Source organism: Pseudalkalibacillus sp. NRS-1564 (assembly GCF_050467905.1).
Taxonomy (GTDB): domain Bacteria; phylum Bacillota; class Bacilli; order Bacillales; family Guptibacillaceae; genus Guptibacillus; species Guptibacillus hwajinpoensis_B.
On record NZ_JBITPM010000026.1, the window covers coordinates 91,227 to 117,788 of the forward strand.

The 26,562-nt window shown below is 41.4% G+C and carries 27 protein-coding genes and 1 pseudogene; 4 read left to right on the forward strand and 24 right to left on the reverse strand.

Annotated elements, in window-relative coordinates; translation table 11 throughout:
- Window positions 1-120: 120 nt before the first annotated feature.
- From ACIFPW_RS13335 to ACIFPW_RS13375, 9 genes are all read right to left on the reverse strand, one after another.
- The gene (locus tag ACIFPW_RS13335; RefSeq protein WP_165994973.1) at window positions 121-258 is read right to left on the reverse strand and encodes a hypothetical protein; all 138 of its coding nucleotides are present in this window, start codon (window positions 256-258) and stop codon (window positions 121-123) included.
- Between the two features lie 67 nt (window positions 259-325).
- Window positions 326-955, reverse strand: a complete 630-nt coding sequence (hisIE, locus tag ACIFPW_RS13340; protein ID WP_430244908.1) for a bifunctional phosphoribosyl-AMP cyclohydrolase/phosphoribosyl-ATP diphosphatase HisIE — start codon at window positions 953-955, stop codon at window positions 326-328.
- Window positions 952-1,710, reverse strand: a complete 759-nt coding sequence (gene hisF / locus ACIFPW_RS13345) for an imidazole glycerol phosphate synthase subunit HisF (RefSeq protein WP_430244910.1) — start codon at window positions 1,708-1,710, stop codon at window positions 952-954. Before hisF ends, hisIE begins: the two co-directional genes overlap by 4 nt.
- A gap of 2 nt (window positions 1,711-1,712) precedes the next feature.
- On the reverse strand, window positions 1,713-2,432 hold the full coding sequence (hisA, locus tag ACIFPW_RS13350) for a 1-(5-phosphoribosyl)-5-[(5-phosphoribosylamino)methylideneamino]imidazole-4-carboxamide isomerase (RefSeq protein WP_430244914.1): 720 nt from the start codon (window positions 2,430-2,432) through the stop codon (window positions 1,713-1,715).
- A gap of 1 nt (window position 2,433) precedes the next feature.
- Window positions 2,434-3,069: an imidazole glycerol phosphate synthase subunit HisH gene (hisH, locus tag ACIFPW_RS13355; RefSeq protein ID WP_404683306.1), complete on the reverse strand. Its 636-nt coding sequence runs from the start codon at window positions 3,067-3,069 to the stop codon at window positions 2,434-2,436.
- Entirely contained in the window at window positions 3,070-3,663 is a 594-nt protein-coding gene (hisB, locus tag ACIFPW_RS13360; protein WP_430244917.1) for an imidazoleglycerol-phosphate dehydratase HisB, read from the reverse strand.
- Window positions 3,663-4,934, reverse strand: a complete 1,272-nt coding sequence (gene hisD, locus ACIFPW_RS13365) for a histidinol dehydrogenase (protein ID WP_430244919.1) — start codon at window positions 4,932-4,934, stop codon at window positions 3,663-3,665. The genes hisB and hisD overlap by 1 nt, the downstream gene beginning before the upstream one ends.
- Window positions 4,921-5,562, reverse strand: a complete 642-nt coding sequence (gene hisG / locus ACIFPW_RS13370; RefSeq protein ID WP_427391271.1) for an ATP phosphoribosyltransferase — start codon at window positions 5,560-5,562, stop codon at window positions 4,921-4,923. Before hisG ends, hisD begins: the two co-directional genes overlap by 14 nt.
- On the reverse strand, window positions 5,562-6,743 hold the full coding sequence (locus tag ACIFPW_RS13375) for an ATP phosphoribosyltransferase regulatory subunit (protein ID WP_430244921.1): 1,182 nt from the start codon (window positions 6,741-6,743) through the stop codon (window positions 5,562-5,564). Before ACIFPW_RS13375 ends, hisG begins: the two co-directional genes overlap by 1 nt.
- A gap of 305 nt (window positions 6,744-7,048) precedes the next feature.
- Between ACIFPW_RS13375 and cax the strand changes: the two genes are divergently transcribed.
- Both cax and map read left to right on the forward strand, forming a co-directional pair.
- A complete protein-coding gene (gene cax, locus ACIFPW_RS13380; RefSeq protein WP_430244923.1) occupies window positions 7,049-8,122 on the forward strand; it encodes a calcium/proton exchanger in 1,074 nt (357 codons plus the stop codon).
- Window positions 8,123-8,334: 212 nt separating this feature from the next.
- Window positions 8,335-9,090: a type I methionyl aminopeptidase gene (map, locus tag ACIFPW_RS13385; protein WP_194219587.1), complete on the forward strand. Its 756-nt coding sequence runs from the start codon at window positions 8,335-8,337 to the stop codon at window positions 9,088-9,090.
- 36 nt (window positions 9,091-9,126) lie between these two features.
- Here the strand turns inward: map and ACIFPW_RS13390 are convergent, their stop codons facing one another.
- The 14 genes from ACIFPW_RS13390 to uvrB all read right to left on the reverse strand — a co-directional run bounded on the left by ACIFPW_RS13390 (window position 9,127) and on the right by uvrB (window position 25,146).
- The gene (locus ACIFPW_RS13390; protein WP_430244926.1) at window positions 9,127-9,633 is read right to left on the reverse strand and encodes an acyltransferase; all 507 of its coding nucleotides are present in this window, start codon (window positions 9,631-9,633) and stop codon (window positions 9,127-9,129) included.
- Window positions 9,630-10,274, reverse strand: coding sequence for a pyrophosphatase PpaX (gene ppaX, locus ACIFPW_RS13395; RefSeq protein ID WP_226615267.1), 645 nt, complete (start codon window positions 10,272-10,274; stop codon window positions 9,630-9,632). The genes ACIFPW_RS13390 and ppaX overlap by 4 nt, the downstream gene beginning before the upstream one ends.
- Window positions 10,264-11,214, reverse strand: a complete 951-nt coding sequence (locus tag ACIFPW_RS13400; RefSeq protein WP_430244958.1) for a nucleoside recognition domain-containing protein — start codon at window positions 11,212-11,214, stop codon at window positions 10,264-10,266. The genes ppaX and ACIFPW_RS13400 overlap by 11 nt, the downstream gene beginning before the upstream one ends.
- A gap of 10 nt (window positions 11,215-11,224) precedes the next feature.
- Window positions 11,225-12,037, reverse strand: coding sequence for a prolipoprotein diacylglyceryl transferase (lgt, locus tag ACIFPW_RS13405; RefSeq protein ID WP_430244929.1), 813 nt, complete (start codon window positions 12,035-12,037; stop codon window positions 11,225-11,227).
- A 36-nt stretch (window positions 12,038-12,073) separates the two neighbouring features.
- Window positions 12,074-13,012, reverse strand: coding sequence for an HPr(Ser) kinase/phosphatase (gene hprK, locus ACIFPW_RS13410; protein WP_194218766.1), 939 nt, complete (start codon window positions 13,010-13,012; stop codon window positions 12,074-12,076).
- Between the two features lie 205 nt (window positions 13,013-13,217).
- Window positions 13,218-14,894 carry a glycerol-3-phosphate dehydrogenase/oxidase gene (locus tag ACIFPW_RS13415; protein ID WP_430244960.1) on the reverse strand — a complete coding sequence of 559 codons (1,677 nt, stop codon included), beginning with the start codon at window positions 14,892-14,894 and terminating at the stop codon, window positions 13,218-13,220.
- Window positions 14,895-15,166: 272 nt separating this feature from the next.
- Window positions 15,167-16,663 (reverse strand): glycerol kinase GlpK, encoded by a 1,497-nt coding sequence (glpK, locus tag ACIFPW_RS13420; protein ID WP_430244932.1) that lies wholly within the window; start codon window positions 16,661-16,663, stop codon window positions 15,167-15,169.
- A 31-nt stretch (window positions 16,664-16,694) separates the two neighbouring features.
- Entirely contained in the window at window positions 16,695-17,522 is an 828-nt protein-coding gene (locus ACIFPW_RS13425) for an MIP/aquaporin family protein (protein ID WP_430244962.1), read from the reverse strand.
- Window positions 17,523-17,724: 202 nt separating this feature from the next.
- Window positions 17,725-18,285, reverse strand: coding sequence for a glycerol-3-phosphate responsive antiterminator (locus tag ACIFPW_RS13430; RefSeq protein ID WP_430244934.1), 561 nt, complete (start codon window positions 18,283-18,285; stop codon window positions 17,725-17,727).
- A gap of 85 nt (window positions 18,286-18,370) precedes the next feature.
- Window positions 18,371-18,733 (reverse strand): phage holin family protein, encoded by a 363-nt coding sequence (locus ACIFPW_RS13435; RefSeq protein ID WP_430244936.1) that lies wholly within the window; start codon window positions 18,731-18,733, stop codon window positions 18,371-18,373.
- A 63-nt stretch (window positions 18,734-18,796) separates the two neighbouring features.
- Entirely contained in the window at window positions 18,797-19,849 is a 1,053-nt protein-coding gene (locus tag ACIFPW_RS13440; RefSeq protein ID WP_430244938.1) for a DUF4097 family beta strand repeat-containing protein, read from the reverse strand.
- Between the two features lie 43 nt (window positions 19,850-19,892).
- Window positions 19,893-20,186, reverse strand: a complete 294-nt coding sequence (locus ACIFPW_RS13445; RefSeq protein WP_194218760.1) for a DUF4870 domain-containing protein — start codon at window positions 20,184-20,186, stop codon at window positions 19,893-19,895.
- Window positions 20,187-20,294: 108 nt separating this feature from the next.
- Window positions 20,295-23,162, reverse strand: a complete 2,868-nt coding sequence (gene uvrA / locus ACIFPW_RS13450) for an excinuclease ABC subunit UvrA (RefSeq protein ID WP_430244940.1) — start codon at window positions 23,160-23,162, stop codon at window positions 20,295-20,297.
- A 7-nt stretch (window positions 23,163-23,169) separates the two neighbouring features.
- Window positions 23,170-25,146 (reverse strand): excinuclease ABC subunit UvrB, encoded by a 1,977-nt coding sequence (gene uvrB, locus ACIFPW_RS13455; protein ID WP_430244942.1) that lies wholly within the window; start codon window positions 25,144-25,146, stop codon window positions 23,170-23,172.
- Between the two features lie 205 nt (window positions 25,147-25,351).
- On the opposite strand from uvrB, the pseudogene ACIFPW_RS13460 reads away from it, so the two are divergent.
- Window positions 25,352-25,798, forward strand: a pseudogene (locus ACIFPW_RS13460) (sulfite exporter TauE/SafE family protein); the annotation flags it as partial.
- A 34-nt stretch (window positions 25,799-25,832) separates the two neighbouring features.
- Window positions 25,833-26,219 (forward strand): TSUP family transporter, encoded by a 387-nt coding sequence (locus ACIFPW_RS13465; RefSeq protein ID WP_430244944.1) that lies wholly within the window; start codon window positions 25,833-25,835, stop codon window positions 26,217-26,219.
- 3 nt (window positions 26,220-26,222) lie between these two features.
- Here ACIFPW_RS13465 and ACIFPW_RS13470 read toward each other — a convergent pair whose 3' ends face one another.
- Window positions 26,223-26,453 (reverse strand): DUF2198 family protein, encoded by a 231-nt coding sequence (locus tag ACIFPW_RS13470; RefSeq protein ID WP_430244947.1) that lies wholly within the window; start codon window positions 26,451-26,453, stop codon window positions 26,223-26,225.
- Between the last annotated feature and the right edge of the window lie 109 nt (window positions 26,454-26,562).

Here is a 26,562-nt window from a genome sequence, read left to right on the forward strand (position 1 = left end):
CAGGGTGAAGTCATAAAATAAAATAAGTAGTAAAACCTGGCTAGCGGCACACTCAAGCTAACTAAATTGTTTCTTTCTGTCCCAATTGCCCAAAATAAAAACGAGCTCCGCGGCTCGCTTTTATTTCCACATATCTTTTTTGCGCTTTGAAATTTCTTGCGCAATAAAACCAATTCCCATTCCAAGCAGTACACCAGGTCCTGGCTGTCCGAGAAAAAGCCCAATAGCAAGTCCCACAAACATAAACCCTACAAACATACGACCTCTCTCCATTTCTCGTAATTGAATTTACTCTTATCTACGATCAAAAGAGAATAAAGTTTCATTACTTCGAAGCGTGTCGTTCCTCAAGTACTTGAAGGACGTCATCAAGCGAACATTCCTGCTCTCTTAATAGAACCATCCAGTGGAAAATGAGATCCGCTGATTCCCACGTAAGTTCTTCGTGGTCGCGGTTTTTCGCTGCAATAATAACTTCAGAAGCCTCTTCTCCTACCTTCTTCAGTATTTTATCGACACCTTCCTTAAAGAGATACGTAGTATACGCCCCTTCAGGACGCTCTGCTTCTCTTTTTGCAATCACTTCTTCAAGCGTATTGAGTATGGCGAAGCGATCAGCGTCTGGCTTTACTTCTTCTGAAAGTAAGGAATCATTGAAGCAAGAATAGGTTCCTTTATGACAGGCAGGTCCCACAGGGTTCACAAGTACAAGGACGGCGTCTTGATCGCAGTCATAACGTAGATCCAATACCTGTTGCGTATTACCTGAAGTCTCTCCTTTATGCCAGAGTTCTTCACGAGAGCGACTGTAAAACCACGTTTCTTTTGTTTCAATCGTTTTCGTAAGGGACTCTTTGTTCATATAAGCAAGTGTGAGAACTTCTTTACTTGCTGCATCCTGTACAATCGCTGGCACTAGACCTTTTTCATCAAATTGGATCATTTCGGTATTCATCGAATCGCCACCCCGTTTTGTTTTAAGTAATCTTTCACATGTGATAGAGAGGTTTCTTTATAATGGAAGATGGACGCCGCAAGAGCAGCATCTGCTGAAGCATCATGGAAGACTTCAAGAAAATCTTCTGATGACCCTGCTCCTCCTGATGCAATCACTGGAATTGAGACGGCATCACCAATTGCTTTCGTTAAAGGAACATCAAAACCATCTTTACTGCCATCCGCATTCATACTAGTTAGTAATATTTCTCCTGCTCCCATTTCCTGTGCTTTGATTGCCCATTCAACTGCATCCCAATCCGTCGCAGTCCGACCACCGTGCGTATACACACGCCATGATTTCGTCTCATCTTCCCACTTCGCGTCAATCGCCACAACCATGCACTGCGTTCCAAAATAATCGGCGCCTTCACGGATCAATTCCGGACGAAGAACTGCTGCAGTATTCATGGATACTTTATCCGCTCCGGCACGAAGTACACGCTTCATATCCTCAAGCTTATTAATGCCTCCACCAACGGTGAAAGGAATAGCAAGCTCTGCTGCAACTTGTCTTACCACATCAACCATCGTTTCTCTTCCTTCATGAGAAGCTGATATATCTAGAAAAACGAGTTCATCAGCGCCTTCCTCATCATACACTCTTGCTAATTCAACTGGATCACCGGCGTCTCTCAGACCAACAAATTGGATACCTTTCACAACGCGACCGTCTTTTACATCAAGACATGGAATAATTCGCTTTGTTAGCATGTCTAGACCTCCAACGCCTGTTTTAATGTAAATTGATTTGTATAAAGAGCTTTCCCGATGATCGCACCGCTAATCGAATCACTTCTTTGCTGAAGACTAATTACATCGTCAAGATTACTTATCCCACCTGAAGCGATCACTTCTTTCCCTGTAGCCTCACCAAGTTCAGCAATTGCCTCAACGTTTGGCCCAGACAGCGTGCCGTCCTTTGAAATATCCGTGAAAATGAAAACTTCCGCTCCGTGTTCAGCGAGTTCTTTGCCAAGATCCACCGCTTTGATTTCAGAGGTTTTCAACCATCCTTCGACAGCGACATACCCATCTCTTGCATCTATACCAATCGCGATTTTTTCTTTATAACGCTCAAGCATTCTTTTCACGAAGTCAGGATCTGAAATGGCGCTACTACCGAGAATAATACGATCAACACCGTTCTCAAGATAATAAGCGACATCTTCTTCAGTTCGAATCCCGCCGCCAACCTGGACTCGCGCCGATAACCCATTTGCGACCTCAAGAACGTGACGATCATTCACGCGCTTTCCTTCTCTCGCACCGTCAAGATCAACCATGTGAATCCACTCGGCCCCATCATCTGCAAATTGCTTTGCCATATCAAATGGTGAATCGCCGTAAACCGTTTCTTTGTTATAGTCACCTTGCAAAAGGCGTACACATTTGCCGCCTCTCATATCAATAGCAGGATAGATCGTAATTGGCATCTTATGCGTCATTCCCTTCTATGTATTGAGCATAATTCTTTAATATCTCAAGGCCAGCATGGCTACTTTTCTCCGGGTGAAACTGGGTGCCAAACACCTTCCCCTTACCAACAACCGCTGGAACTTCCTCAGCGTAATCTGCCGTGGCAATAAGAACATCCCGATCGTTCGTATCAACATAATAGGAGTGAACAAAATACACGTGTTCCTCACCGACATCATTCATTAAAAACGATTCTGGCTGCTCGATCACTAGCTTGTTCCACCCCATATGTGGCACTTTATAAGCGTTACCTAAAGAATCTTGTCCGGGGAACTTCTTTACTTTTCCTGGCAAAAAAGAAAAGCCTTCCGCATACCCATTCTCATCGCTTTCTTCAAATAGAAGCTGCATGCCAAGACAAATCCCAAGAAGTGGCTTTCCTGCCTCCACTTCTTTTTCAATAAAAGCCTTTAATCCTGTTTCAGTCAAAATCGCCATTGCGTCTCGAAAGGAGCCGACTCCAGGAAGAAGGAGCCCCGTTGCTTTTGAAAGCTCCTGTTCATCTTCGGAAACGAAATAATCATAACCGAGACGTTCTAGTGCCTTACTAACGCTGTATAAATTCCCCATTCCATAATCAATAATTCCGATCATTTACAGCATTCCTTTCGTTGATGGCACGCCTTTTACACGAGGATCAATAAGTGTTGCTTCGTCTAACGCACGTCCTAGCGCTTTAAAAATGGCTTCAATGATGTGGTGCGTATTGTGGCCATAGTGAACAATTACGTGTAAGTTCATTCTTGCTTCAATAGCAAGCTTCCATAAAAACTCATGAACCAATTCGGTATCAAATGTCCCTACGCGATTCGATGGCAATTCAACACGGTATTCAAGATGAGGACGGTTGCTTAGATCAACTACTACCTGCGCAAGCGCGTCATCCATCGGCACAAACGTATTTCCATACCGCTTAATGCCTTCTTTCGTACCAAGTGCTTGTTTCAACGCTTCCCCTAGACAAATACCAATGTCTTCCGTTGTGTGGTGATCATCTACTTCGGTATCTCCGTTCGCAGCAATGGCTAAATCAAACTTTCCGTGCTTCGTGAACAGATCAAGCATATGAGTAAGAAAAGGAACGCCGGTTTGTAAATCTGTTTTCCCGCTTCCATCTACCCCAAACGAAAGGTTAATCGATGTTTCAGATGTTTCTCTTGAAATCGAACTTTTTCTCTCTTCACCCATCATAAATCCTCCAATCGAAGTTCAACGGCTCTTGCGTGTGCATCCAGACCTTCAAGCTTTGCGAGCGCTGCGATGCTGCTACCGTTTGTTCTCATTGCTTCTTTACTATAAGAAATAACGCTTGATTTTTTAATGAAATCGTCTACTGATAGCGGACTTGAAAAACGAGCTGTTCCGTTCGTAGGTAGTACGTGGTTCGGGCCGGCAAAATAATCACCAACAGGCTCTGAGCTATATGGACCAAGGAAAATAGCTCCTGCGTGACGAATTTTCCCAAGAAGCGTCATTGGTTCCTCTACCATAATTTCAAGGTGCTCAGGAGCGAGTTCATTGACGGCATCTACCGCTTCGGTAAGATGATTCACGACATAAATCATTCCGTAATCATCAATTGACTTAGATGCAATTTCAGCTCGTGGAAGCTCGACAAGCTGTTGCTTCACCTCTTCTTGAACACGCTCAGCTAGTGTCTCTGAGGTTGTCACTAGAACAGCGCTAGCTCGCTCATCGTGTTCGGCCTGCGATAATAAGTCTGCTGCCACATAAGCTGGATTAGCCTTTTCATCGGCGAGAACAACGATTTCACTTGGACCAGCGATCATATCAATATCAACAATCCCAAATACTTCTCGTTTCGCAAGGGCCACAAAAATATTGCCTGGACCAACGATTTTATCTACGGGTGCGATCGATTCCGTCCCGTAAGCAAGCGCGCCAACAGCCTGCGCTCCACCTACTTTAAAGATTTCCGATACACCCACTTCATTCGCTGCAACAAGTACACCTGAAGGAACATTTCCGTCTGAGTCAGGTGGCGTTACCATCGCAATTCGCTTCACACCTGCAGCGACAGCAGGAATAACATTCATTAATACGGAAGAAGGATATGCAGCTTTGCCACCCGGAACATAAACACCGACAGAATCAAGCGGTGTTACTTTTTGTCCAAGCATTGTACCGTCTTCAGAAGTTGTAAACCATGATTGACGACGCTGGCGTTCGTGAAATGATTGAATATTGCCAGCCGCCTTTCTAATCGTCGTAATGAGTTCATCAGATAAATCGAGATATGCCCGTTCGATTTCTTCATTTGACACGCGAAGTTCTTTCAAATCTGCTCCATCAAACTTCTTTGTATTTTCCTTAACGGCTTCATCGCCAGTTGCTTTAACTTGCGAAAGAATAGAAAGAACAGCCTGACGCTGCTCTTCTGTTCCCTGCTCAATCGATCGTTTGATAGATACCCCTTCGCTCCTATTAACGATTTTCATCTGCGCTCTCTCCTTCCACAACCGCTGAAAGACGCTCGACCATATCGTCAATGATTGCATCCTTCGTTCGATAGCTAACTGGATTCACAATAAAGCGAGATGTGATTGGCTCAATAAACGCCGTTTCCATTAAACCGTTTTCCGTTAACGTTCTTCCTGTTGAAACAATATCGACGATACGATCAGCAAGGCCGATTAGCGGAGCAAGCTCAATCGATCCGTTTAACTTAATAATCTCAACCTGTTCACCCTGCTGACGAAAATAGTTAGAAGCTACGTTCGGATACTTTGTAGCAATCTTTGGTGCAACGCCTTTAATTGGTCCATCAGAAAGACCTGCAACAGCTAAATAGCAGCCACTAATTTTTAAATCTAGTACTTCGTATACATTGCGCTCTTCTTCTAGCATGACATCTTTCCCAGCAATTCCAACATCCGCTACACCGTGCTCCACGTATGTCGGAACATCCATTGGTTTTGCTAGAATGAAACGAAGATTTTCTTCTTCTATATCGAGAATTAATTTTCTTGAATCATCAAACTCAGGGGGAAGTTGATAACCCGCGTTTCGAAGCAATTCTACCGCCTCTTCAAAAATACGCCCTTTTGGCATTGCCATCGTCAGCATTACAACATCCCCTTTCCGTTCTTACCGATTAAATACGTGACGTCATCAAAACGTTCCGAGTAAGCATCAAGGTTTGTGACACCACTTAACTCCTGCACCACAACTTTTTCACCAGTAGCCCTTCGTTCTGACGCCTGTTGAATCGCTTCTTCTCTTCGTTCAGGACTAAAAATAATCGCATATGGGAGCTTTTCCTCACTCGTTACACCAAGTGCTTCAGCAAGATGATCCAAACGAATACCGAACCCTGTTGCCTGTGCCGGACGATCAAAACGCGACAGCAGTTCATCGTAGCGTCCTCCATTGCTTAACGGTACACCAAGGTTATTGGCATATCCCTCAAACACAACTCCCGTGTAATAACTCATATGACTTACAAGAGTGAAATCAAATTTCACCTGCTTAGCTACCCCATATGCTTCAAGCGTATGTAGAAGTGTACGAAGTTCATCAAGAACTCTTTCACCAGCGTCAGTCGGTAGCAAGTCAATGGCTTCTTCTAGTTTTGAACCATCTCCTCTGAGCGTTAAAAGAGCCATAAGTCTTTTTTGATCAATTGTAGAGAGCGGCATTTCTCTTACATGTTGGCGATACCCTACATAGTTTTTTTCATATAAATAGCGGCGTAGAACGGCAGCTCTGTCTTCGTTACCAACGATCGAAAGAAACAGCTCCTGAATAAATCCAACATGGCCAATCGCAATTTGGAAATCTTCAAGACCGGCTTCTTTTAAAACGGCTGCCATTAATGCGATCACTTCTGCATCAGCGCTCGTCGTGCGATCACCAATTAACTCAACACCTATTTGTTCAAACTCTGCCGGTTTTCCACCTTCGTCTTCCTGCGCTCGAAACACATTAGAATCATAAGCAAGGCGCAGTGGAAAAGGCTCATTCTTTAGACTAGACGCCGCGACACGAGCGATTGGCGCGGTCATGTCGGGTCTTAAGACAAGCGTATTGCCACGCTGGTCAAGTAGTTTGAAAAGCTGCTGATCAAGGATAGCAGAAGCTTCTCCGACCGTTTCATAGTACTCTAGCGTAGGGGTGTTCATAAAACGATAGCCCCATCCCTCTGTTACACGCTGAATTCTTTCACGAATGCTTGTTTTCAAGTCATATAGTACCGGTAGCGTATCGCGCATACCGAGCGGCTTCTCAAATACGAATGGTCTTGTCATTTTGTGCACCTCACATTTCCTTTAGTTCGCTAATATACTAACAAGATGAAGTTATTTGTAGTTTACACGCCTTTATTTTTTTCGTCAACCGATAAGGGGCATTATTCCCTTTACTCCTTTTCTGTACTCCAATATGAATCCCCTTTATTTTTTAGGTAATCTTAAGGAATGATGTCGATTTATGACTCTCCTCGTCTTCATCAGGATCACTTATTGATAAATTAGGGTAATAGCTTTGAAAGAAACTTTCTTTTCCAATTTAGGAAATCTATAATGAGGAAAAGAGTAGATAATGAAAAGAGAGGATGTGTCATGTGGTCAATAAAATCTTCTTCTTCTTAGTTATTATTGGCGTACCATTGTCCGTTGCGGGAAGTCTTCTTCACTGGTCGCAAACACTAATGTTTATTGTCTATTGCTTAACAATCATTTCTCTAGCTGCTTTTATGGGAAGAGCAACGGAAAGCCTTGCTGTTATCTCTGGTCCTAGAATTGGCGGGTTATTAAACGCCACATTTGGCAATGCTGTCGAACTGATCATTTCTATCTTTGCACTAAGAGAAGGCTTAATTGAAATTGTGCTCGCTTCGCTAACAGGATCAGTACTAGGGAATCTACTCCTTGTTGCTGGATTATCCTTTTTCGTTGGGGGCTTAAAATTCAAAAGGCAAAAATTCAATGTATATGATGCAAGGCACAACTCAGGATTACTTATGTTTGGTGTCATCGTAGCGTTTGTTATTCCTGAAGTTTTTTCAATGGGTATGAGTGATGCTGAAGCCATTTCATTGAGTACCGGCATTTCCATTATCCTCATCATTCTTTATCTTGCCGCTCTCTTCTTCAAGCTCGTCACTCACCGCGGCGTATATCAGCACGTCTCAGACCAAGAAGATGGCGATCATGCACATGAAGAGCCTGAATGGAGCAGAAAAAAAGCAATGCTCGTTCTAGCACTCTCCACAGCCGCCGTTGCATACGTGTCAGAAAGCCTTGTTCATACGTTTGAAACAGTTGGAGAAACGTTTGGATGGAGCGAGTTATTCATCGGGGTGATTATTGTAGCGATTGTAGGAAATGCCGCTGAACATGCTTCAGCTATTATTATGGCCTACAAAAACAAAATGGATGTTGCTGTGGAAATTGCAGTAGGCTCAACGCTTCAAGTTGCGATGTTTGTTGCACCGCTACTCGTCCTAATCTCTCTTTTCTTCCCAGTACAAATGCCACTCGTCTTTACATTACCAGAGCTTGTCACTATGGTAACAGCTGTCTTACTTATGATTGTGATTAGTAATGATGGAGAAACAAACTGGTTTGAAGGAGCAACATTACTTGCTGCTTACTTAATCATGGGGATAGGATTTTATTTACTTTAATCAATAGCTATGTTGGCTTATATTGTTAATATCTTTATTTTTGGTTCATTAATATAAGCTAAACAATAAACCTGCAATTTGCGGGTTTTTTTGTTACAGTAACTGAGGGAAGTTCTTCCGCATAACGTGTTAGAAAATAAACGATAATAGCCAATAGCAGGTGGAAGAAACACCTAATAGAACAAATGAATACGCAGAAAGTAGGCGAAAATATGATTCACCGTAAAACTAATCGAGAGATTCAATTAATGAAAGAAGCAGGCGAAGTACTTGCCGATTGTCACAAAGAATTACGAAGCATTATCAAGCCTGGTGTAACAACTAAACAAATCGATGACTTCGTTGAACTCTTTCTAGAAGAACGCGGCGCGACACCTGAGCAAAAGGGATACCAGGACTATCCTTACGCAACGTGTGCTTCAGTTAATGATGTCATTTGCCACGGATTCCCAGGTTCAAAAAAATTAAAAGAAGGCGACATCGTTACAATTGATATGGTTGTCAATTTGAATGGCGCACTCGCTGATTCTGCATGGACGTATGCAGTTGGAGAAATTTCAGAGGAAAAACAGCATTTGCTTGAAGCTACAAAAAAGTCCCTCTACCTTGGCATCGAGCAGGCAGTCATTGGCAATCGTATTGGCGATATTGGCCATGCAATTCAAAAATACGCAGAAGCAGAAGGCTTTGGCGTTGTCCGTGACTTCACAGGACACGGCATTGGACCAACGCTTCACGAAGAACCAATGATTCCACACTTTGGTCAACCTGGTACAGGAGCACGATTGAAAGAAGGAATGGTAATTACAATTGAACCGATGCTCAACATCGGTAAACCATATAGCACAATTGACGAAGACGGCTGGACAGCTCGCACAGTAGATGGTTCTACATCAGCTCAGTATGAGCATACGCTTGCGATTACAAAAGACGGTCCAGTAATTTTAACTGATCAAGGTGACGAATAACTAATAAAAATCCCGTAGCATATTGCTACGGGATTTTTATATATCATGCTTTGCTCGTTCTTCTTTCGTATAAATCACCTGCATCGGATTCCCACCAACAAAAGCCCCTGCTGGCACACTTTTATGAACAAGCGTTCCAGCTGAAACAATCGCTCCGTCACCAATCGTAATGCCAGGAAGCAAAGTACTATTTGCTCCGATCATTACGCGATCGCCAATCACAACATCTCCAAGTCGATACTCATCAATCAAATATTCATGAGCAAGAATGGTCGTATTGTAACCAACAATCGAATTCTTACCGACTGAAATTTTCTCCGGAAACATTATGTCGAGCATCACCATTAGGGCAAATGCGGTTTGGTCGCCGATTTTCACTCCAAGAAATGTCTTATATAACCAATTTTTCATCGGAATAAAAGGGGTGTACCGAGCAAGCTGAATAATAATAAAATTCTTAACTACCTTCCAAAAGGGAACTGTTTTATAAATTTGCCAGAGAGCGTTGCTACCAGTAACGGGGTACCGCTCCGTGTTTCTCACTTTTCGACTCCAGCAATCGCAAGAAGTTCTTCCATATGGTCAACAAGGTAATCTGGCTTAAACGACGCCAGGAAGTCGCTCCCTTTAATCGTCCACGAAACACCTACAGTCGTAACACCTGCATTTTGTCCAGCAAGAATATCGTATTGGCTATCTCCAACCATAATCGTTTCTTCTCGAACTGAACGAAGCTTCTTCATTGCTGTTTCAAGCTGTTCTGGATGCGGTTTAGGATTCTCAACTTCATCAACTGTGATGACAACTGGGAAGAACTGATCAAGCTCAGTTAGCTTTAGCCCCATTTCAACTGTGTTTCTCATTTTCGACGTCACAATCGCAAGCTTATATCCGTTTTCAGATAGCGTCTTAACCGTTTCAAAAACACCATCGAATTCCGTTACAAGCTTATCGTGATTTGCGATATTATGTTCACGATAAAAAGCGACCATTTCTTCCGCTCGACTTTCATCATGCTTAGCAAATGTCAGATAAAGTGGCTCTCCAATAAACTGCTTCAACTCTTCATCCTCATAACGACCTGGATAAAAGTGTTCAAACGTATGTCTAAATGAAGCCATAATTAAATCATTCGTATTAATCAGTGTTCCGTCTAAATCAAATAAAATTGTGTTAATGCTCATACGATGGTTCCTTTCTTTCTGAAGCGTTCAATTCACGTCGCTTCCATATTACTGAGACGATAATCGTTAAAAGAATGGCTGTTACAAGTCTTACGAGAAGAAGCCAGATAACAGGAATTCCAAGAGGAATGAAAATAAGGGTATCCTCAATGACAGCATGACACGCCACAAGAAAAATAAACGCTAAGTAAAGGTCTTTCTTCTCCACGCCATCTTCTTTTACAGCTTGAATCATTACTCCTGCTCCATAAGCCAGCCCAAAAACAAGACCTGCAGCAAGCGTTGTCGATGTATTTTCTTTCATACCTAACCCCTTCGTCACTGGAGCCATCCAGCGTGAAAACGTCGAAAGCCAGGATAAATCTTTCATAACCTGTATGAAAATCATAAGTGGAATCACGATCAGAGCGAGCTGAAGAACACCTAACGATGCTTTTTCTAATCCTTGAAGAATAATAGAGCCCCAACCGGTAACCATTTCATTCGTTTGAGAAACAAAACCATACGCTGCCTGTTCGCTTCCTCCTTGCCAGACAATATTGATTATAAAAGCAGAGAGGACAGCAAGCCCCAGTCTAACGGCAAGAATAACCCATAACTTTACACCTACTCTTGCAGCTACGCCTGACTCAATTAGCAAATTGTGTGAGAAGGAAAGCATAACAGCCAAAATAAACACCTCTTTGACCGTTAAATCGAGTGTAAGAATGGCTCCGATCCCCGCATAAAGATTCAAGAAATTCCCTACCACAAGAGGAATAGCTGTGTCTCCAGACAAGCCAATCCATTTCATGACAGGAGCGATTAACGTAACGATCCATTCGAGAACAGGTGTATAACGAAGGAGGGTCATTACTAAGGTGATTGGAAAAATAATTTTCCCAAGGTCCCACGTTGTCATGAGCCCTGCTTTTAAGCCCCGTCGCAAAATGCCCACAATGAAACTCCTCCTATCCTTTTTCGTTATATGGCTTTGCTTTCATTACTTTGCGTCGATAAATGATTAAGGCAATCGACACAATAATTAATACGACTGAAATCACCTGTGCTACCCTTAAAGATTCCGTTAACATTAGACTATCTGTACGTAGTCCCTCAATATAAAGGCGACCAATAGAATACCATGTTACGTAAGTAAGGAAAACTTCTCCTCGCTTAACGCCCGTTCTTTGAAGAATTACAAGCAGCACGACTCCAGCTATGTTCCAAAGTGATTCGTAAAGAAATGTCGGGTGATAATAAGTCCCGTCAATATACATTTGATTAATAATAAAATCCGGAAGCATCAGGTTCTCGAGAAATGCTCTTGTGACAGGTCCCCCATGCGCTTCCTGGTTCATAAAGTTACCCCAACGTCCGATCGCTTGCCCTAGTATAATACTCGGAGCAGCGATGTCAGCAATTTTCCAGAAAGATAGTCCACGCTTTCTAGTGAAAATAATAGCTGTAATAACAGAACCAATTAATGCACCGTGAATGGCGATACCACCTTCCCAAATGGCAAAGATGTCACCAGGATTATCCTTGTAGTAGCTCCACTGGAAAATAACATAGTAAATACGCGCTGAAATAATGGCTATGGGGACAGCCCATAAAATTAGATCAACAAAGGTTTCTTTTGGCAGGCCCTGGCGCTTTGTTTCTCTCATAGCTAGAAGCAAGCCAAGGTAAGCTCCAAAAGCAATGATAATGCCGTACCAGTAAATCGAGATCGGTCCCAGCTCTAGCGCGACGCGATCAAGAGGCTGTATTGAGGCTAGCATGTCGTTGTCTCTCCTTTATCCATATCTTGATCAAGATTAGATGCTGTCGTGCTCGTCTCCATCTTCTATCTCTCTTGTCAGTCTTTCTGAAAATTGCTTTGCTGCATTCATCCCCATATTTTTCAGACGGAAATTCATCGCTGCTACTTCTATAATGATTGCAAGGTTTCGTCCTGGACGAACTGGCACAACAAGTCTTGGCACATTCGAATCAATGATTTTCATATACTCCTCTTCAAGACCAAGACGATCATAAACCTTTTTCGAATCCCAAAGTTCTAGATTCATCACTAGGGAGATCTTTTTGTAGTTTCGAATCGCACCTGCACCAAACAATGTCATGACGTTAATGATGCCGAGGCCTCTTATTTCAAGTAAATGTTGAATTAATTCAGGAGCGCTACCGACTAGCGTATTTTCCGCTTCCTGACGGATTTCCACGGAATCATCTGCTACAAGACGATGACCACGCTTCACAAGCTCAAGAGCTGTTTCACTTTTCCCTACGCCACTCGAGCCTGTAATGAGTACACCTACGCCATAAATATCCACAAGAACACCGTGAATTGCAGTGTTCGGCGCAAGCTGACTCTCAAGATAATTCGTTAAGCGGCTGCTTAAGCGAGTCGTTGTCATATTCGATCGTAAAATAGGAACATCTTTTTCTTTAGATGACGCGATCAATTCCTCAGGAACTTCCATATCTCTAGAAAGAACTATCCCAGGTGTTTCGTCTGTACAGAGCTTCTGCATCCGCTCTACTTTCTGCTCATCTGTTAAACCATGAAAGAAGGACATCTCTGTCTTTCCGAGTAGCTGCAAACGTTCTGCTGGATAATAAGTGAAAAAACCAGCCATTTCTAGTCCCGGTCGTGAAATATCACTCGTTGTGATCGGACGATGAATCCCTTCCTCCCCACTCACAAGCTCAAGACTGAACTTCTCAATGACATCTTTCATACGAACTTTAACCATTCGTAAACCTCCTATGTAAGAACCAAAAAGACGGTTCCATTTCAACTTCCCCTATTGTACCATTTCCTATTTCAAAGCACATACAGATTTAAAGCCCTTTTTGTGAGTGGGGTCAGGTACGTACCTGACCCCACTCTCACTCTCCAAAAGATTAACACTCCTTAAAATACAAAAAAACCGAAGCGAATGCTTCGGTTTGAAAAGCTTATTTTACTTTTAATGGCACAACAGCATCATGCATTTGCTTATCTAGCTCTTGAATGTGTGCTTGTTTCATGTCATTTGACCAGTTAAGTCGCTTAGCCATATACTCGATAACTGGCTCTTTCCAGCGACGAACCCAATCAATGTCAAAGTAAAGGGCACTTGTTCTACGATTGAAGTAATCAAGTGGAGTTGCCACCATTTCTTCTTCAATACCATAGATAAGGGTAGCGAATACTTCAAGACTTAAGTTATGGAAATTCGCTTCCGTTCCGACCGTTTCAATGATTTGATAAATTCGTTCAATGTTAGAACCATATCGCTGCACGAGGGTTTCTGCTTCATTAACACTAAGACCAAGTGTTGTACCTCTACGAACTTGTTCTGTTGCATATTCCTTAAAGCCTTTGCTTCCTCCTACATAGCCACCAGAGAGAACCATATTCTTTGTAGTAGAAGCAGGGAATTTCTTATATTTTTCTTCTTTAAATTGATCCGCAATCAGACTAACGACTTTTTCAGCCATTTTGCGATAGCCCGTTAATTTACCACCAGCAATGGTAATCAAACCGGAATCTGATAGGAAAATCTCATCTTTACGAGAAATTTCAGATGGGTCTTTTCCTTCTTCGTGAATCAACGGACGTACACCTGACCAGCTTGATTCCACATCTTCTTTTGTTACATTAATGCTTGGGAACATATAGTTCGCTGCATCAACAATATAATCTCTGTCTTCTACTGTCATCTGAGGATGTACAGGATTTTTCGTATAATGCGTATCCGTTGTACCGATATACGTTTTGCCGGCGCGTGGGATTGCAAACATCATTCGCCCGTCATTAAAAGGCGTGTCGAAATAAACGGCTTGTTGAAGTGGGAATTTAGATTGATCAAATACTAAATGAACCCCTTTAGTCAGGAACATGTGCTTACCTTTTTTTGATTGATCAAGATCACGAATTTCATCGACCCATGGGCCAGCTGCATTCACAACTTTTTTCGCTCTAATTTCACGTGTTTCACCTGTTACTACGTCTTTAGCTCGTACACCAACAATCTTACCATCTTCATATAAAAGCTGTTCTGCTTTCACATAGTTTACAGCTTTTCCACCGCGATGAACGGCTTCTTTCATAATTTCAAGCGTGAGACGAGCGTCATCTGTGCGATATTCAACATAATATCCGCCGCCCTTTACATCACTTTTACGAAGAAGTGGCTCTTTGTCTAGCGCTTCCTTCTTAGAAAGCATGCTTCTTCTTTCTTTCCGTTTAACACCAGCCAGTCTGTCATAAAGTGCAAGACCAGCTCCAGTAGAAAATTTGCCGAATGTACCGCCTTTAATAATTGGTAGTAGCATCCATTCAGGTGTTGTAACGTGAGGAGCATTTTCATAAACGATCGCTCGCTCTTTCCCAACTTCAGCGACTAATCCAATTTCGAGATTTTTCAAATAACGCAATCCACCGTGAACAAGTTTCGTTGAACGACTTGACGTACCAGCAGCAAAATCCTGCATTTCGATAACAGCCGAGTTCATTCCACGAGATGCAGAATCAAGCAAGATACCTGCCCCTGTAATTCCGCCTCCAACAACGAGTACATCTAACTCCTCTGATACAATTTGATCAAGCACAACGCTTCTTTGTAATCCTGAAAATGGTTTAACCAAGATGAACACACTCCCTTTTGTTATATAAACACTTACATTTTTAAAATGATTAATTAATACCTCTTCAGTACTTTACCCCTAATGTAGGGCTTCTTAAGCATAAGATTGAACATTCCTACTAAGAAAACTGGTTTAAAGGACAAAAAAAGACCACAACACACCAGAGCATAACAAACTATGCTTGGGCGCTGTGGTCTTCTCCTATTCTCCGACCAGAACTATATTAACTTGTCTCCATTGTAGCACAGTTAGAAGACTGTGCCTACAAAAAAGGATTATTTAAAAGCCATTGTAGCATTTACAGCTTTCTTCCATCCTCCATAAAGCTCTTCTCTCTGATCTTCTTTCATTTCAGGATCAAATGTATGGTCAATCATCCACTGCTTTTTGATCTCTTCTTTATTCTTCCAATATCCTGTCGCAAGTCCTGCAAGATAAGCTGCACCAAGTGCAGTCGTCTCACTAACAGTCGGGCGCTCAACAGGTACACCAATGATATCGCTTTGGAATTGCATCAAGAAGCTATTGTTTACTACGCCTCCATCGACGCGAAGTGTTTTCAAATCGATGCCAGAATCAGCTGTCATCGCATCAAGAACATCTCTTGTTTGATAAGCAAGTGATTCAAGAGTTGCACGAACAAAGTGCTCCTTACTCGTTCCTCTTGTTAATCCAAATACAGCACCTTTTACATCGCTATCCCAATAAGGTGTACCAAGACCAACGAAGGCAGGTACCATATACACACCGTCTGTCGACTCAACGCGTTCTGCATAACGCTCACTTTCTGGCGCTTCGTTAAACATGCGTAATCCGTCTCTTAACCATTGAATCGCTGATCCCGCGACGAAAATACTTCCTTCAAGAGCATATTCCACTTTTCCATCAACGCCCCATGCGATTGTCGTGAGAAGTCCATTATCTGACTTAACCGCTTTTTCACCTGTATTCATAAGCATGAAACAACCTGTACCATATGTGTTCTTAGCCATTCCTTTTTCATAACATGCCTGGCCAAATAATGCTGCTTGCTGGTCTCCGGCCACCCCAGCAATTGGGACATTCTGACCGAAGAAGTGGTAATCAACTGTATTAGCATATACTTCAGAAGATGGGCGAACTTCAGGAAGCATTGACTTAGGAACATTCAGCATTTCAAGCAACTCATCGTCCCATTTCAAGTCATAAATGTTATACATCATCGTACGAGAAGCATTTGTATAATCCGTCACGTGTGCTTTTCCGCCTGATAGTTTCCAGATCAACCAGGAATCGATTGTACCAAAGAGAAGATCCCCATTCTCAGCCTTCTCGCGTGCACCATCAACATTATCCAGAATCCATTTAACTTTCGTTCCAGAAAAGTAAGCATCGATTAGAAGACCAGTTTTATCTCGAACCATCTCTCCATAACCCTGTTCTTTTAATTCATTGACGATTCCGGCTGTTTGGCGAGACTGCCATACAACTGCATGATAAATTGGCTTACCAGTATTCTTATCCCAAACTACTGTTGTTTCACGTTGATTTGTAATCCCGATGGCTTCAATATCTTTCGCAGACAACTCAGAAGTGGACGAAAGTACTTGAGCCATTACCGAAAGAATTGAGCTCCAGATTTCTTGAGCATCGTGCTCAACCCAACCAGCCTTAGGAAAATACTGCTTAAATTCTTTTTGAGCAACGTTTACAATTTCACCTTTCTTATTAAACAAAATGGCACGTGAACTCGTAGTTCCTTGGTCTAATGATAGAATGAACTTCTCTGACATAATAATTCCTCCCTAAATATAGTTATGAAGATTAATTTTTAGCCTCTGAAGAAGAGTGAACAGAATCTTGAAGTTTATCACTAAGCTGATACAGCACAATAAATAAAATGGCTGTAATCACTGTAGCTATCCAGAAAATCATACCATAACTTGCTTCTGTTACCGCTTTAAAAAGAATGGCTCCATACATTCCCCCACACACTGGCCCTATAACTGGAATCCATGCATATTGCCAATTCGAATCACCTTTACCTGGAATAGGTAAGAAAAAGTGTGCGATTCTTGGACCAAGATCACGAGCAGGGTTAATGGCGTAACCAGTCGTACCGCCTAGTGATAGACCAATCGCTACAATGAGAAAACCAACGATGAATGGATTTAGTCCATCTGTAAATTCATTAGAACCAATCGCTAGTAACCCAATTAACAGCATAGCCGTCCCAATAAACTCACTTAAAAAGTTGCTGAACGTATGCGGTATAGCAGGGTCAGTAGAAAATACAGCTAATTTAAGCGCTTTATCATCTTCTCTACGAAAATGAGGTAGAAAATGAAAATACACAATACATCCACCGAGAAATGCACCAATCATTTGCGCCGCTATGTAGCTCGGTACATCGCTCCATGGAAAATCGCCAACGGAAGCTAGTCCTAATGTTGCAGCTGGATTGAGGTGAGCCCCACTAACTTGTCCAACAGCATAAACACCCATCGCAACACCAAGTCCCCAACCGAGGGCTACAACGATCCATCCACCTCCCTGAGCTTTAGAATCTTTTAAGTTAACGTTTGCAACAACGCCACCACCAAAAATAATTAAAATCATAGTTCCTAATATTTCACCAATAAATGGGGTCAATTTAATCACCTTCCTTTGATTTTAGCTAAAACTCTTCTTTGAGTCTATTCCCTCTTTCTGTCGTTCTAAAAGGGAAATTAAAAAAACCACAACAATCGATCTTATCAATTGATAAGATATGCGTGTGGTTCTCCTCATCTCAGGCACGAGCTATTAACTTATCTACTATTAAACCAAAACAATGTAAGCGATGTCAAGTTGTTTAATCAGGTTGAAAATGTTTCCATAAGTCTTTCTTCGAGGTCGTTACAGCAGCAGCACCACCACTTAACGCCGCTTCCACATCCTCTACTGAACGAATAAATCCTCCTGCGAAAATGGGTACTTTAATTTGTTCATGTAGCTCTTCAAAAACCTGTGGAATGATACCAGGCAATACCTCGACACAGTCTGGCTTCGTATTCCTAACCATACTGTAACTAGTATCAAGAGCCATTGAATCAAGCATAAATAAACGCTGTACAGAAAGAATGCCTCTACGTTTAGCTACGGAAAGAACGCTCGATCTTGTAGAAATTAATCCAGCAGGCTTTACTTCCTGACAGAGAAATTCTGCACCGTGTTCATCATTCCTTAACCCTTGAACTAAATCAGCATGAAGAAGAATCTTTTTCCCTGCTCGATTCCCTTCCTTTATCACCGATTTCAACTGACCAATGTGCGTATCTAAAAGCACGATATATGTATACTTACTGTTCAATAATGTTTCAAAATCACGCATCTTCCTAACAGCAGGCAAAATGCTCTGGTTATGAAATGACATGCACACCCCTCCTTTTCTTATTATCTTACCAGAAAAAGCACTTCCGAATGCGACGAAAAACACGCCCTCACAAGAGGGCGTGCTTTTAGGCTTTATTACGAATAGGTTCGATAATCACTTTATCAATTAACAAGTTCAACAAACCTATAATAAGCGCAGCAAGAATGGCCATCATAAAACCATTAATTACGAAAGCTTCTCCCATTAAAAAGGCCGTTATCATAAGCGTAATAGCATTAATGACAATGAGAAACAGACCCAGAGTGACAATCGTAACGGGAAGCGTAAGTAAAATTAATATTGGCTTCACAAAAACATTCACAATTGCAAGGAGCACGCTTGCCAGTATAGCCGACCCGATTCCTTGAAGGTAAAAACCTTCAAAATATCCTGCTACGACCATTAATACTATACTGTTGACGAGTAAGCTTACAATCCAGTGACGCATCACGATTCCTCCTTACAATTGACCTTAATAGTATAAACTGTTAATTACACCTTATTCGAGCCATTAAAGATACGACACTGAAATCGAACCAGCAGTCGAATTGGCTTCAATTCGATAGTTATGTTCTGATTCTTCTTCTGTTCTAAACTTCTTCAATCGGTGAGAAATTTCTTTCTTCTCGCGAATAATACTCATATGATCAAGGTCAGTCGTAATCGCTCCAATCGTCGATTTTAGATCACCTTTAATATTTATACCCTTTGGCACAACAATTTGAATCGTACCGTTTACTGTTTTAAGGTCTGCACTTCCGCTTACTGGATTGGTAAGAGTATGACGAATAGCTCCGTTCATGGATTGTGCATCCGCTTCAACAAATGTCCCATCAATTGTAATTGGGCCGTTTGCTGTCTCGAGCTCACAAACTTCTCCATTTGTATCTTCTACAGAAATTGCGCCGTTTCCGGTCTCAGCTTCAAGCACTTTCACCGTAGATTTTCGAATGCCAATTTTCCCATTCCCTGTTTTTAACTTCGCTTTCGCAGAGTTCATTCCTTCACCGGTAACGTCACCATTGAAGGTCGTTATCCATACACCTTGATATTCTTTTGCAGGAACATAAATAACTAAATTCACTTTCACATCGGCACGTTCTGATTTAAAAGTTACTTTATCATTATCAACGGAAAAGTACGTTTCACGGAGAAGCTTATCCATGGCATCTTTCTGATTAGACACTCTGTAAACATTAGCGCGACAATCAATTTTTACTTCGTTGCGGTCCCAAGTCTGAAATGAAATTTCCCCATTTCGAACATGAACATCAAGTGTATCCGTCGAAACCTCTGATTGTTCAAAAACATGGGAAACCTCTTCAGAAGAACCAAAGTTGAAATCAAGATCCATATCCTTTACTTTTTGAATGAGCGACTCAACGAATTGACCTACTCTATATGCTGGAGCCGACCGATCTGCGTTAGAATCTGAAGACTTCTCTTGCTTCGTTTCTTCGGATTTTTCGTTTGTGCCAAGAGCTTTTAACAGTTTCGCACCCTCATCAGCTGATATTTTACCGTCTTCAATCATTTTCAAAATCATTCTACGTTCTTCATTCATTCAAAACATCTCCTTTTTTAAATTCGTGTGAACCCCTGTACGATTACCAGCGGAGAACCTGAATACCTTTGACAATGTTCCAAACAAACACAATGACATTTAGTAAACTAAACAATAGAAAACCTAAAATGATCACAACTCCTATATCCATCATAAAAACAGCCACTAACGCAAGAAGGATAGTGAGGAATGGAAGGAGATGAGAAACAATCGAGCGCTTCGCATGGTAAGAAACTTCTTCATCCTTCACCACAAAATAAACGATGATTGGGAAAAGAAACGGTGCGAAAAAAACGCTAAAATAACAAAGGGAGGACATCACTTTCTCAACAGACATAATTGCTTCCCCTTTCAATATTCTCTAACTATCTATACGATTCGTCAAAAAGAAAGTTTCAAAAATGAAAAAGAAAAACGAAAAGACAGCGATCGCTGTCTTTTCCAATTATACTGACTGTGTTTGTTCTAATCTTTTCTTCATCCGATTCTTATCACGCTCTAGAATTGGGGCAAGGTAACTTCCCGTATAGGAACGCTCTTCTTTTACAATTTTTTCTGGTGTGCCGGTTGCAATGATTTCACCACCACCGTCGCCACCTTCAGGTCCAAGATCAATGAGGTAATCAGCGGTTTTGATGACATCTAGATTATGCTCAATAATGAGGACAGAATCACCGTTTTCAACAAGTCTCTGTAAAACTTCCAGTAACCTTGAAATATCGTCTACATGTAATCCCGTAGTCGGTTCATCAAGAATATATAGGGTTTTACCCGTTGAACGTTTGTAAAGTTGTGAAGCTAGCTTCACACGCTGTGCTTCACCACCGGATACGGTTGTTGCAGGCTGACCTAATTTAATATAGCTTAACCCGACATCATAAAGCGTTTGTAGCTTACGATTAATCTTTGGAATGTTTTTAAAGAAATCTAGACCATCTTCTACCGTCATCTCAAGAATATCGGCAATATTCATACCCTTGTATTCAATTTCAAGCGTTTCACGATTATAGCGTTTGCCATGACATACTTCACACGGCACATAAACGTCTGGCAAGAAGTGCATTTCAATTTTAATAATCCCATCACCACGACAGGCTTCACAACGTCCACCTTTGACGTTAAAGCTGAATCGTCCCTTCTTATACCCGCGAACTTTCGCTTCATTTGTTTGTGCAAAAACATCACGAATGTCATCAAAAACTCCTGTATATGTTGCAGGATTTGAACGTGGCGTGCGGCCAATTGGAGACTGATCGATATCAATGACTTTATCCACATTCTCGAGTCCATTTATTTTCTTATGCTCACCTGGTTTATCCTTTGCTTTATGGAGTTTCTGAGCAAGTGCCTTATATAAAATTTCATTAATAAGTGTACTTTTACCAGAGCCAGATACACCCGTTACACAGGTGAATAATCCAATTGGAATCTTCGCCTTAGTGTTTTTTAGATTATTTTCTTTTGCCCCTACTATTTCAATATATCGACCGTCTGGTTTTCGACGCTCACTCGGAACAGGGATAAATTTCTTGCCTGATAAATATTCCCCTGTTAAAGAATCCTGGTCATCCATTATTTCAGCAGGCGAGCCTTCTGACGTAATGTATCCACCATGGGCTCCTGCACCAGGTCCTATATCAATAATATGATCTGCCGCTAACATCGTATCTTCATCATGCTCCACAACGATAAGTGTATTTCCAAGATCCCTCATGTTCTGAAGCGTTGATATTAAACGATCGTTATCACGCTGATGTAGTCCGATAGACGGTTCATCCAATATATACAGTACACCCATTAATCTTGATCCAACCTGTGTTGCAAGTCTAATCCGCTGCGCTTCACCACCGGATAATGTACCAGCTGATCGGTTAAGCGTTAAATAATCCAAACCAACATTGACAAGGAAGCCAAGTCGATCCTGGATTTCTCGTAAAATCATTTTCCCGATTGTAGCTTCTTTTGCAGTTAAATCTAACTGATCAAAAAAGCCAGCAGCATCTTTAATCGCATACTCCGTTGCTTCGCCAATATGCTTCCCATTAATTAAGACAGAGCGAGCTTCTTTCTTTAATCGATAACCTTTACAAGTTGGACAAGGTTTTTGTGCCATATAGGCTTCCATTTGCTCACGGATATAATCAGAACTAGTTTCACGATAGCGTCGTTCAACGTTTGGAATAACTCCTTCAAAAGGAACGTTATTTTCACGAACCTGCCCAAAATCATTTTCATAACGGAAGTAAACTTTTTCCCCATCGCTACCATAAAGCACTTTATCGAGCTGTGCTCTAGGAATTTTGTCTACTGGGGTATCCATATCAATTCCAAAATGATTACAAACACTTTGAAGTAGCTGCGGGTAGTAATTGGAACTTACCGGCTCCCAAGGTGCAATGGCATGTTCTCGAAGGGATTTGTCCCAATCCGGTATGACTAGGTCAAGATCCACTTCAAGTTTCAGTCCTAAGCCGTCACAAGAAGGACAAGCACCAAATGGACTGTTAAAAGAAAATAATCTCGGCTCCAATTCCCCGATTGAAAAACCACAGTACGGACAGGAATGATGCTGATTGAAAAGAAGCTCTTCCTGCCCCATCACATCTACGATCACCTGGCCACCACCAAGATTAAGGGCGGTTTCAAGTGAATCTGCTAATCTTGATTGAACGCCTTCTTTCACTACAATACGATCAATCACAACTTCAATGGAATGTTTCTTGTTTTTTTCTAGCGAGATCTCATCCGCAACTTCCATCATCTCTCCATCTACTCGTACGCGAACATAGCCTTGCTTCTTAATATCTTCTAATACTTTCACATGTTCGCCTTTACGACCTGAAACGACTGGGGATAGAATTTGGAGCTTAGTTCGCTCTTCATAAGTCAGTATCCGATCAACCATTTGCTCGATCGTCTGTGACGTAATTTCTACGCCATGACGTGGACAAACAGGACGTCCGATTCTTGCAAATAGGAGACGGAGGTAGTCATAAATCTCGGTTACCGTTCCAACCGTTGAACGAGGGTTACGACTCGTTGTCTTTTGATCAATGGAAATGGCGGGAGACAGACCTTCAATAGCATCTACATCCGGCTTATCCATCTGTCCAAGGAATTGTCTTGCATATGCTGATAACGATTCAACATACCGTCTCTGTCCTTCTGCATAAATCGTATCAAATGCTAGAGATGATTTCCCTGATCCTGACAAGCCTGTTACAACAACAAGCTTATCTCTTGGGATCGATACATCTATATTTTTTAAATTATGGGCTCTGGCCCCTTTGACGACGATCTCATCGTTTGCCATCTGTTCGTCATCCTTCCGCTTTAAGCTCTAATAGTAGGTCACGAAGTTCTGCAGCACGTTCGAAATTCAGTTCTCGTGCAGCTTCCTTCATTTCAGTTTCCACATTTTCAATCACTTTAGCACGCTCTTGCTTCGTCATCTTACCTTGCTTAGGAATCTTGTATTCTTCTCCATCTTCAGCTGCAACCGTTGCTCTTATACCTTCACGCACTTTCTTTTGAATTGTTGTAGGCGTAATGCCGTATTTTTCGTTGTATTCTTGTTGAATTTCTCTTCTACGACTCGTTTCATTCATTGCCACTTCCATTGAATTGGTGATTTTATCAGCATACAAGATAACATGGCCACCTGAATTTCGAGCAGCACGTCCGATTGTTTGAATTAAAGAACGCTCAGATCGTAAGAACCCTTCCTTATCTGCATCTAAAATTGTAACAAGAGATACTTCTGGGATATCGAGACCTTCCCTTAGAAGGTTAATACCAACAAGAACATCAAATACACCCAATCGGAGATCACGAATAATTTCAATTCTTTCGAGAGTCTTTATTTCAGAGTGAAGGTATCGTACCTTTACCCCCATTTCAAGCAAATAATCCGTTAAATCCTCTGACATCTTTTTCGTGAGCGTCGTCACAAGTACCCGTTCATTACGTGCAGACCGCTGATTGATTTCATCTAATAGGTCATCAATCTGACCTTCGATTGGACGAATTTCAATCGTCGGATCAAGAAGACCGGTTGGGCGAATAATTTGTTCGACGACTTTGGTTGAATGCTCTTCTTCATAGGTACCTGGCGTTGCAGATACATAAACAAATTGATGAGCCTTCTCTTCAAATTCTTCAAAGCGAAGAGGGCGATTGTCTTTTGCTGATGGTAAGCGGAAGCCATGATCCACTAGCACACCTTTTCTTGCCTGGTCTCCATTGTACATTCCTCTTACTTGGGGAAGCGTAACGTGAGATTCATCAACCATAATTAAGAAATCATCTGGAAAGTAGTCCATTAATGTATATGGCGTTGCTCCTGCTTCTCTTAGTGTCAAATGTCTAGAATAGTTTTCAATTCCTGAACAAAAGCCCATTTCAGCCATCATTTCAATATCGTATCTCGTTCGCTGTTCAAGACGCTGAGCTTCAAGAAGTTTGCCTTCTTCATTTAAAATCTTCAGTCTCTCTTCAAGCTCAGCTTCAATTCGCTGTATCGCGATTTTTAACTTTTCTTCACGGGTAACGAAGTGGGAAGCCGGGAATATAGCCACGTGCTCTCTTTCTCCAAGAATTTCACCTGTTAGGGAATTCACTTCAGTAATTCGATCAATTTCATCTCCAAAAAATTCGACGCGAATACAGTGTTCATCTCGTGAGACAGGGAAAATTTCCACAACGTCTCCTCTAACGCGGAACGTACCACGTGTGAAATTAATATCATTCCGGGAATATTGAATATCGACCATATCGCGCAACAGTTGATCACGATCTTTTTCCATTCCTTTTCGAATTGAAAGTACTAGACTTCTGTATTCCTCTGGATTACCAAGACCATAAATACAAGAAACACTTGCTACAATAATGACGTCATTACGCTCAAACAAACTTGATGTTGCAGAGTGTCGTAGTTTATCTATTTCGTCATTAATACTTGCATCTTTTTCGATGAATGTATCCGATTGAGGTATGTACGCTTCTGGTTGATAATAATCATAATAGCTTACAAAATATTCCACAGCGTTATGCGGAAAGTACTCCTTAAATTCACTATATAATTGACCAGCAAGCGTTTTATTGTGCGCAATAATGAGGGTCGGTTTATTCACCTCTTGTATCACGTTAGACATTGTGAACGTTTTACCAGTTCCTGTTGCGCCGAGCAACGTTTGATGGCGTTCATTATTATGAACACCTTGTACAAGTTTCTTAATGGCTTCAGGCTGGTCGCCTTGAGGCTCATAATCAGATACCAACTCGAACTTTTTTTCCACCATCTTCGCCTCCGTTCCTATCATCCATGTCACTTATTATATCACAGAATATGGTTTAAACTTCAATTAAAGCGAACTGATATTCGCATTTTATTTTCAAGGTTATCTTTCTCTTCATACAAAACTATTGTATGCTGTTAAAGGTTGATTCACAGTGTAGCGGAATTCACGCAGTACTAAGTTTTACTACAAAGGAGTTTTAACATTGCTGCTTTTATGGGCTTTACCACTTGGCCTCTCAATCGGTGCTGTCTCAGGATTTTTTGGCGTAGGCGGGGGATTTCTCCTCACACCTATTCTTTTGTTACTTGGTTATTCACCTGCAACAGCAATCACCATTAGCCTTCTTTATAGCATGAGCACTTCGATTTCTGGATCTTTGAAGTATATTCAAAGTAAAAGAATTCTATGGAAAGTGACTCTTTTTCTATCGATTAGTGGCATGATCGGAACACAGGTTGCTAAACCACTTGTCTTATATTTGGAAGAGAGCAAAATCGATGGTCCAGTTATCTCAATCTTATATATCGTTCTTCTCGCATACTTTTCCATATCCATGCTTTCCAAAGGACAAACTATAGATGAAGAAAATGTTTCTATTTCTGTTTCCCCTCTTCGAACAATTTTAATCGGCTTACTAGGCGGATTTATTTCTTCTACTCTTGGAGTGGGGGGGCGGTTTTGTCATGGTACCACTATTAATTCATGTACTACGTCTTCCGCCACGACTTGCAGTGGGTACATCTTTAACTTCCATCTTCTTCATTGTATTGACCGGTTTCTTCTCATATATTCAAACGGTTACCATTCCGATCACCCTTGCCATTCTCTTAGTGATTGGAGCGATCATTGGAGCTAGAATCGGAGCAGAAATGACAGATTCTTTCACTGAAACCACATTAAAAAATCTTCTTGGCATTCTTTACTTTTTTACGTTAGTTAGTATTCTATTACAGCTATTCCATCAGTCGATTTCAGGCCTACTCATTCTATTTCTCTATATTATTTGCCTAATGCGTCTCTTCATTTACCAGTATTGGACGAAAAAGAAGCGCCTATTCTTTTTAAAATAGGCGCTACTTCATTTTTTTCTTATTTTGTTTTTGTGTTTTCATTGAAAAATAAAATCCAACAAGCGCTGACAAAATCGTTAAGACAATCAAATGTATCGGATGATCGATTCCACCAAACACAGCCCACATAAATAAAATCGTTAACCCGAAACTAACGTAAGTATTATATGTAACTCGCGTAAACACGACCATGATAATTGCCGGAACGAATAAAGCAATTAATATTCCTTGCATACTGGTAAGTTCCCCTCTCTAATCACAACTTCTCCCCCATCTTACAACAAGTTAGGGAGAGAATGCTATGATCAGAAAAGAAAACTCATCATTGTAAAGTCGTTTCTTA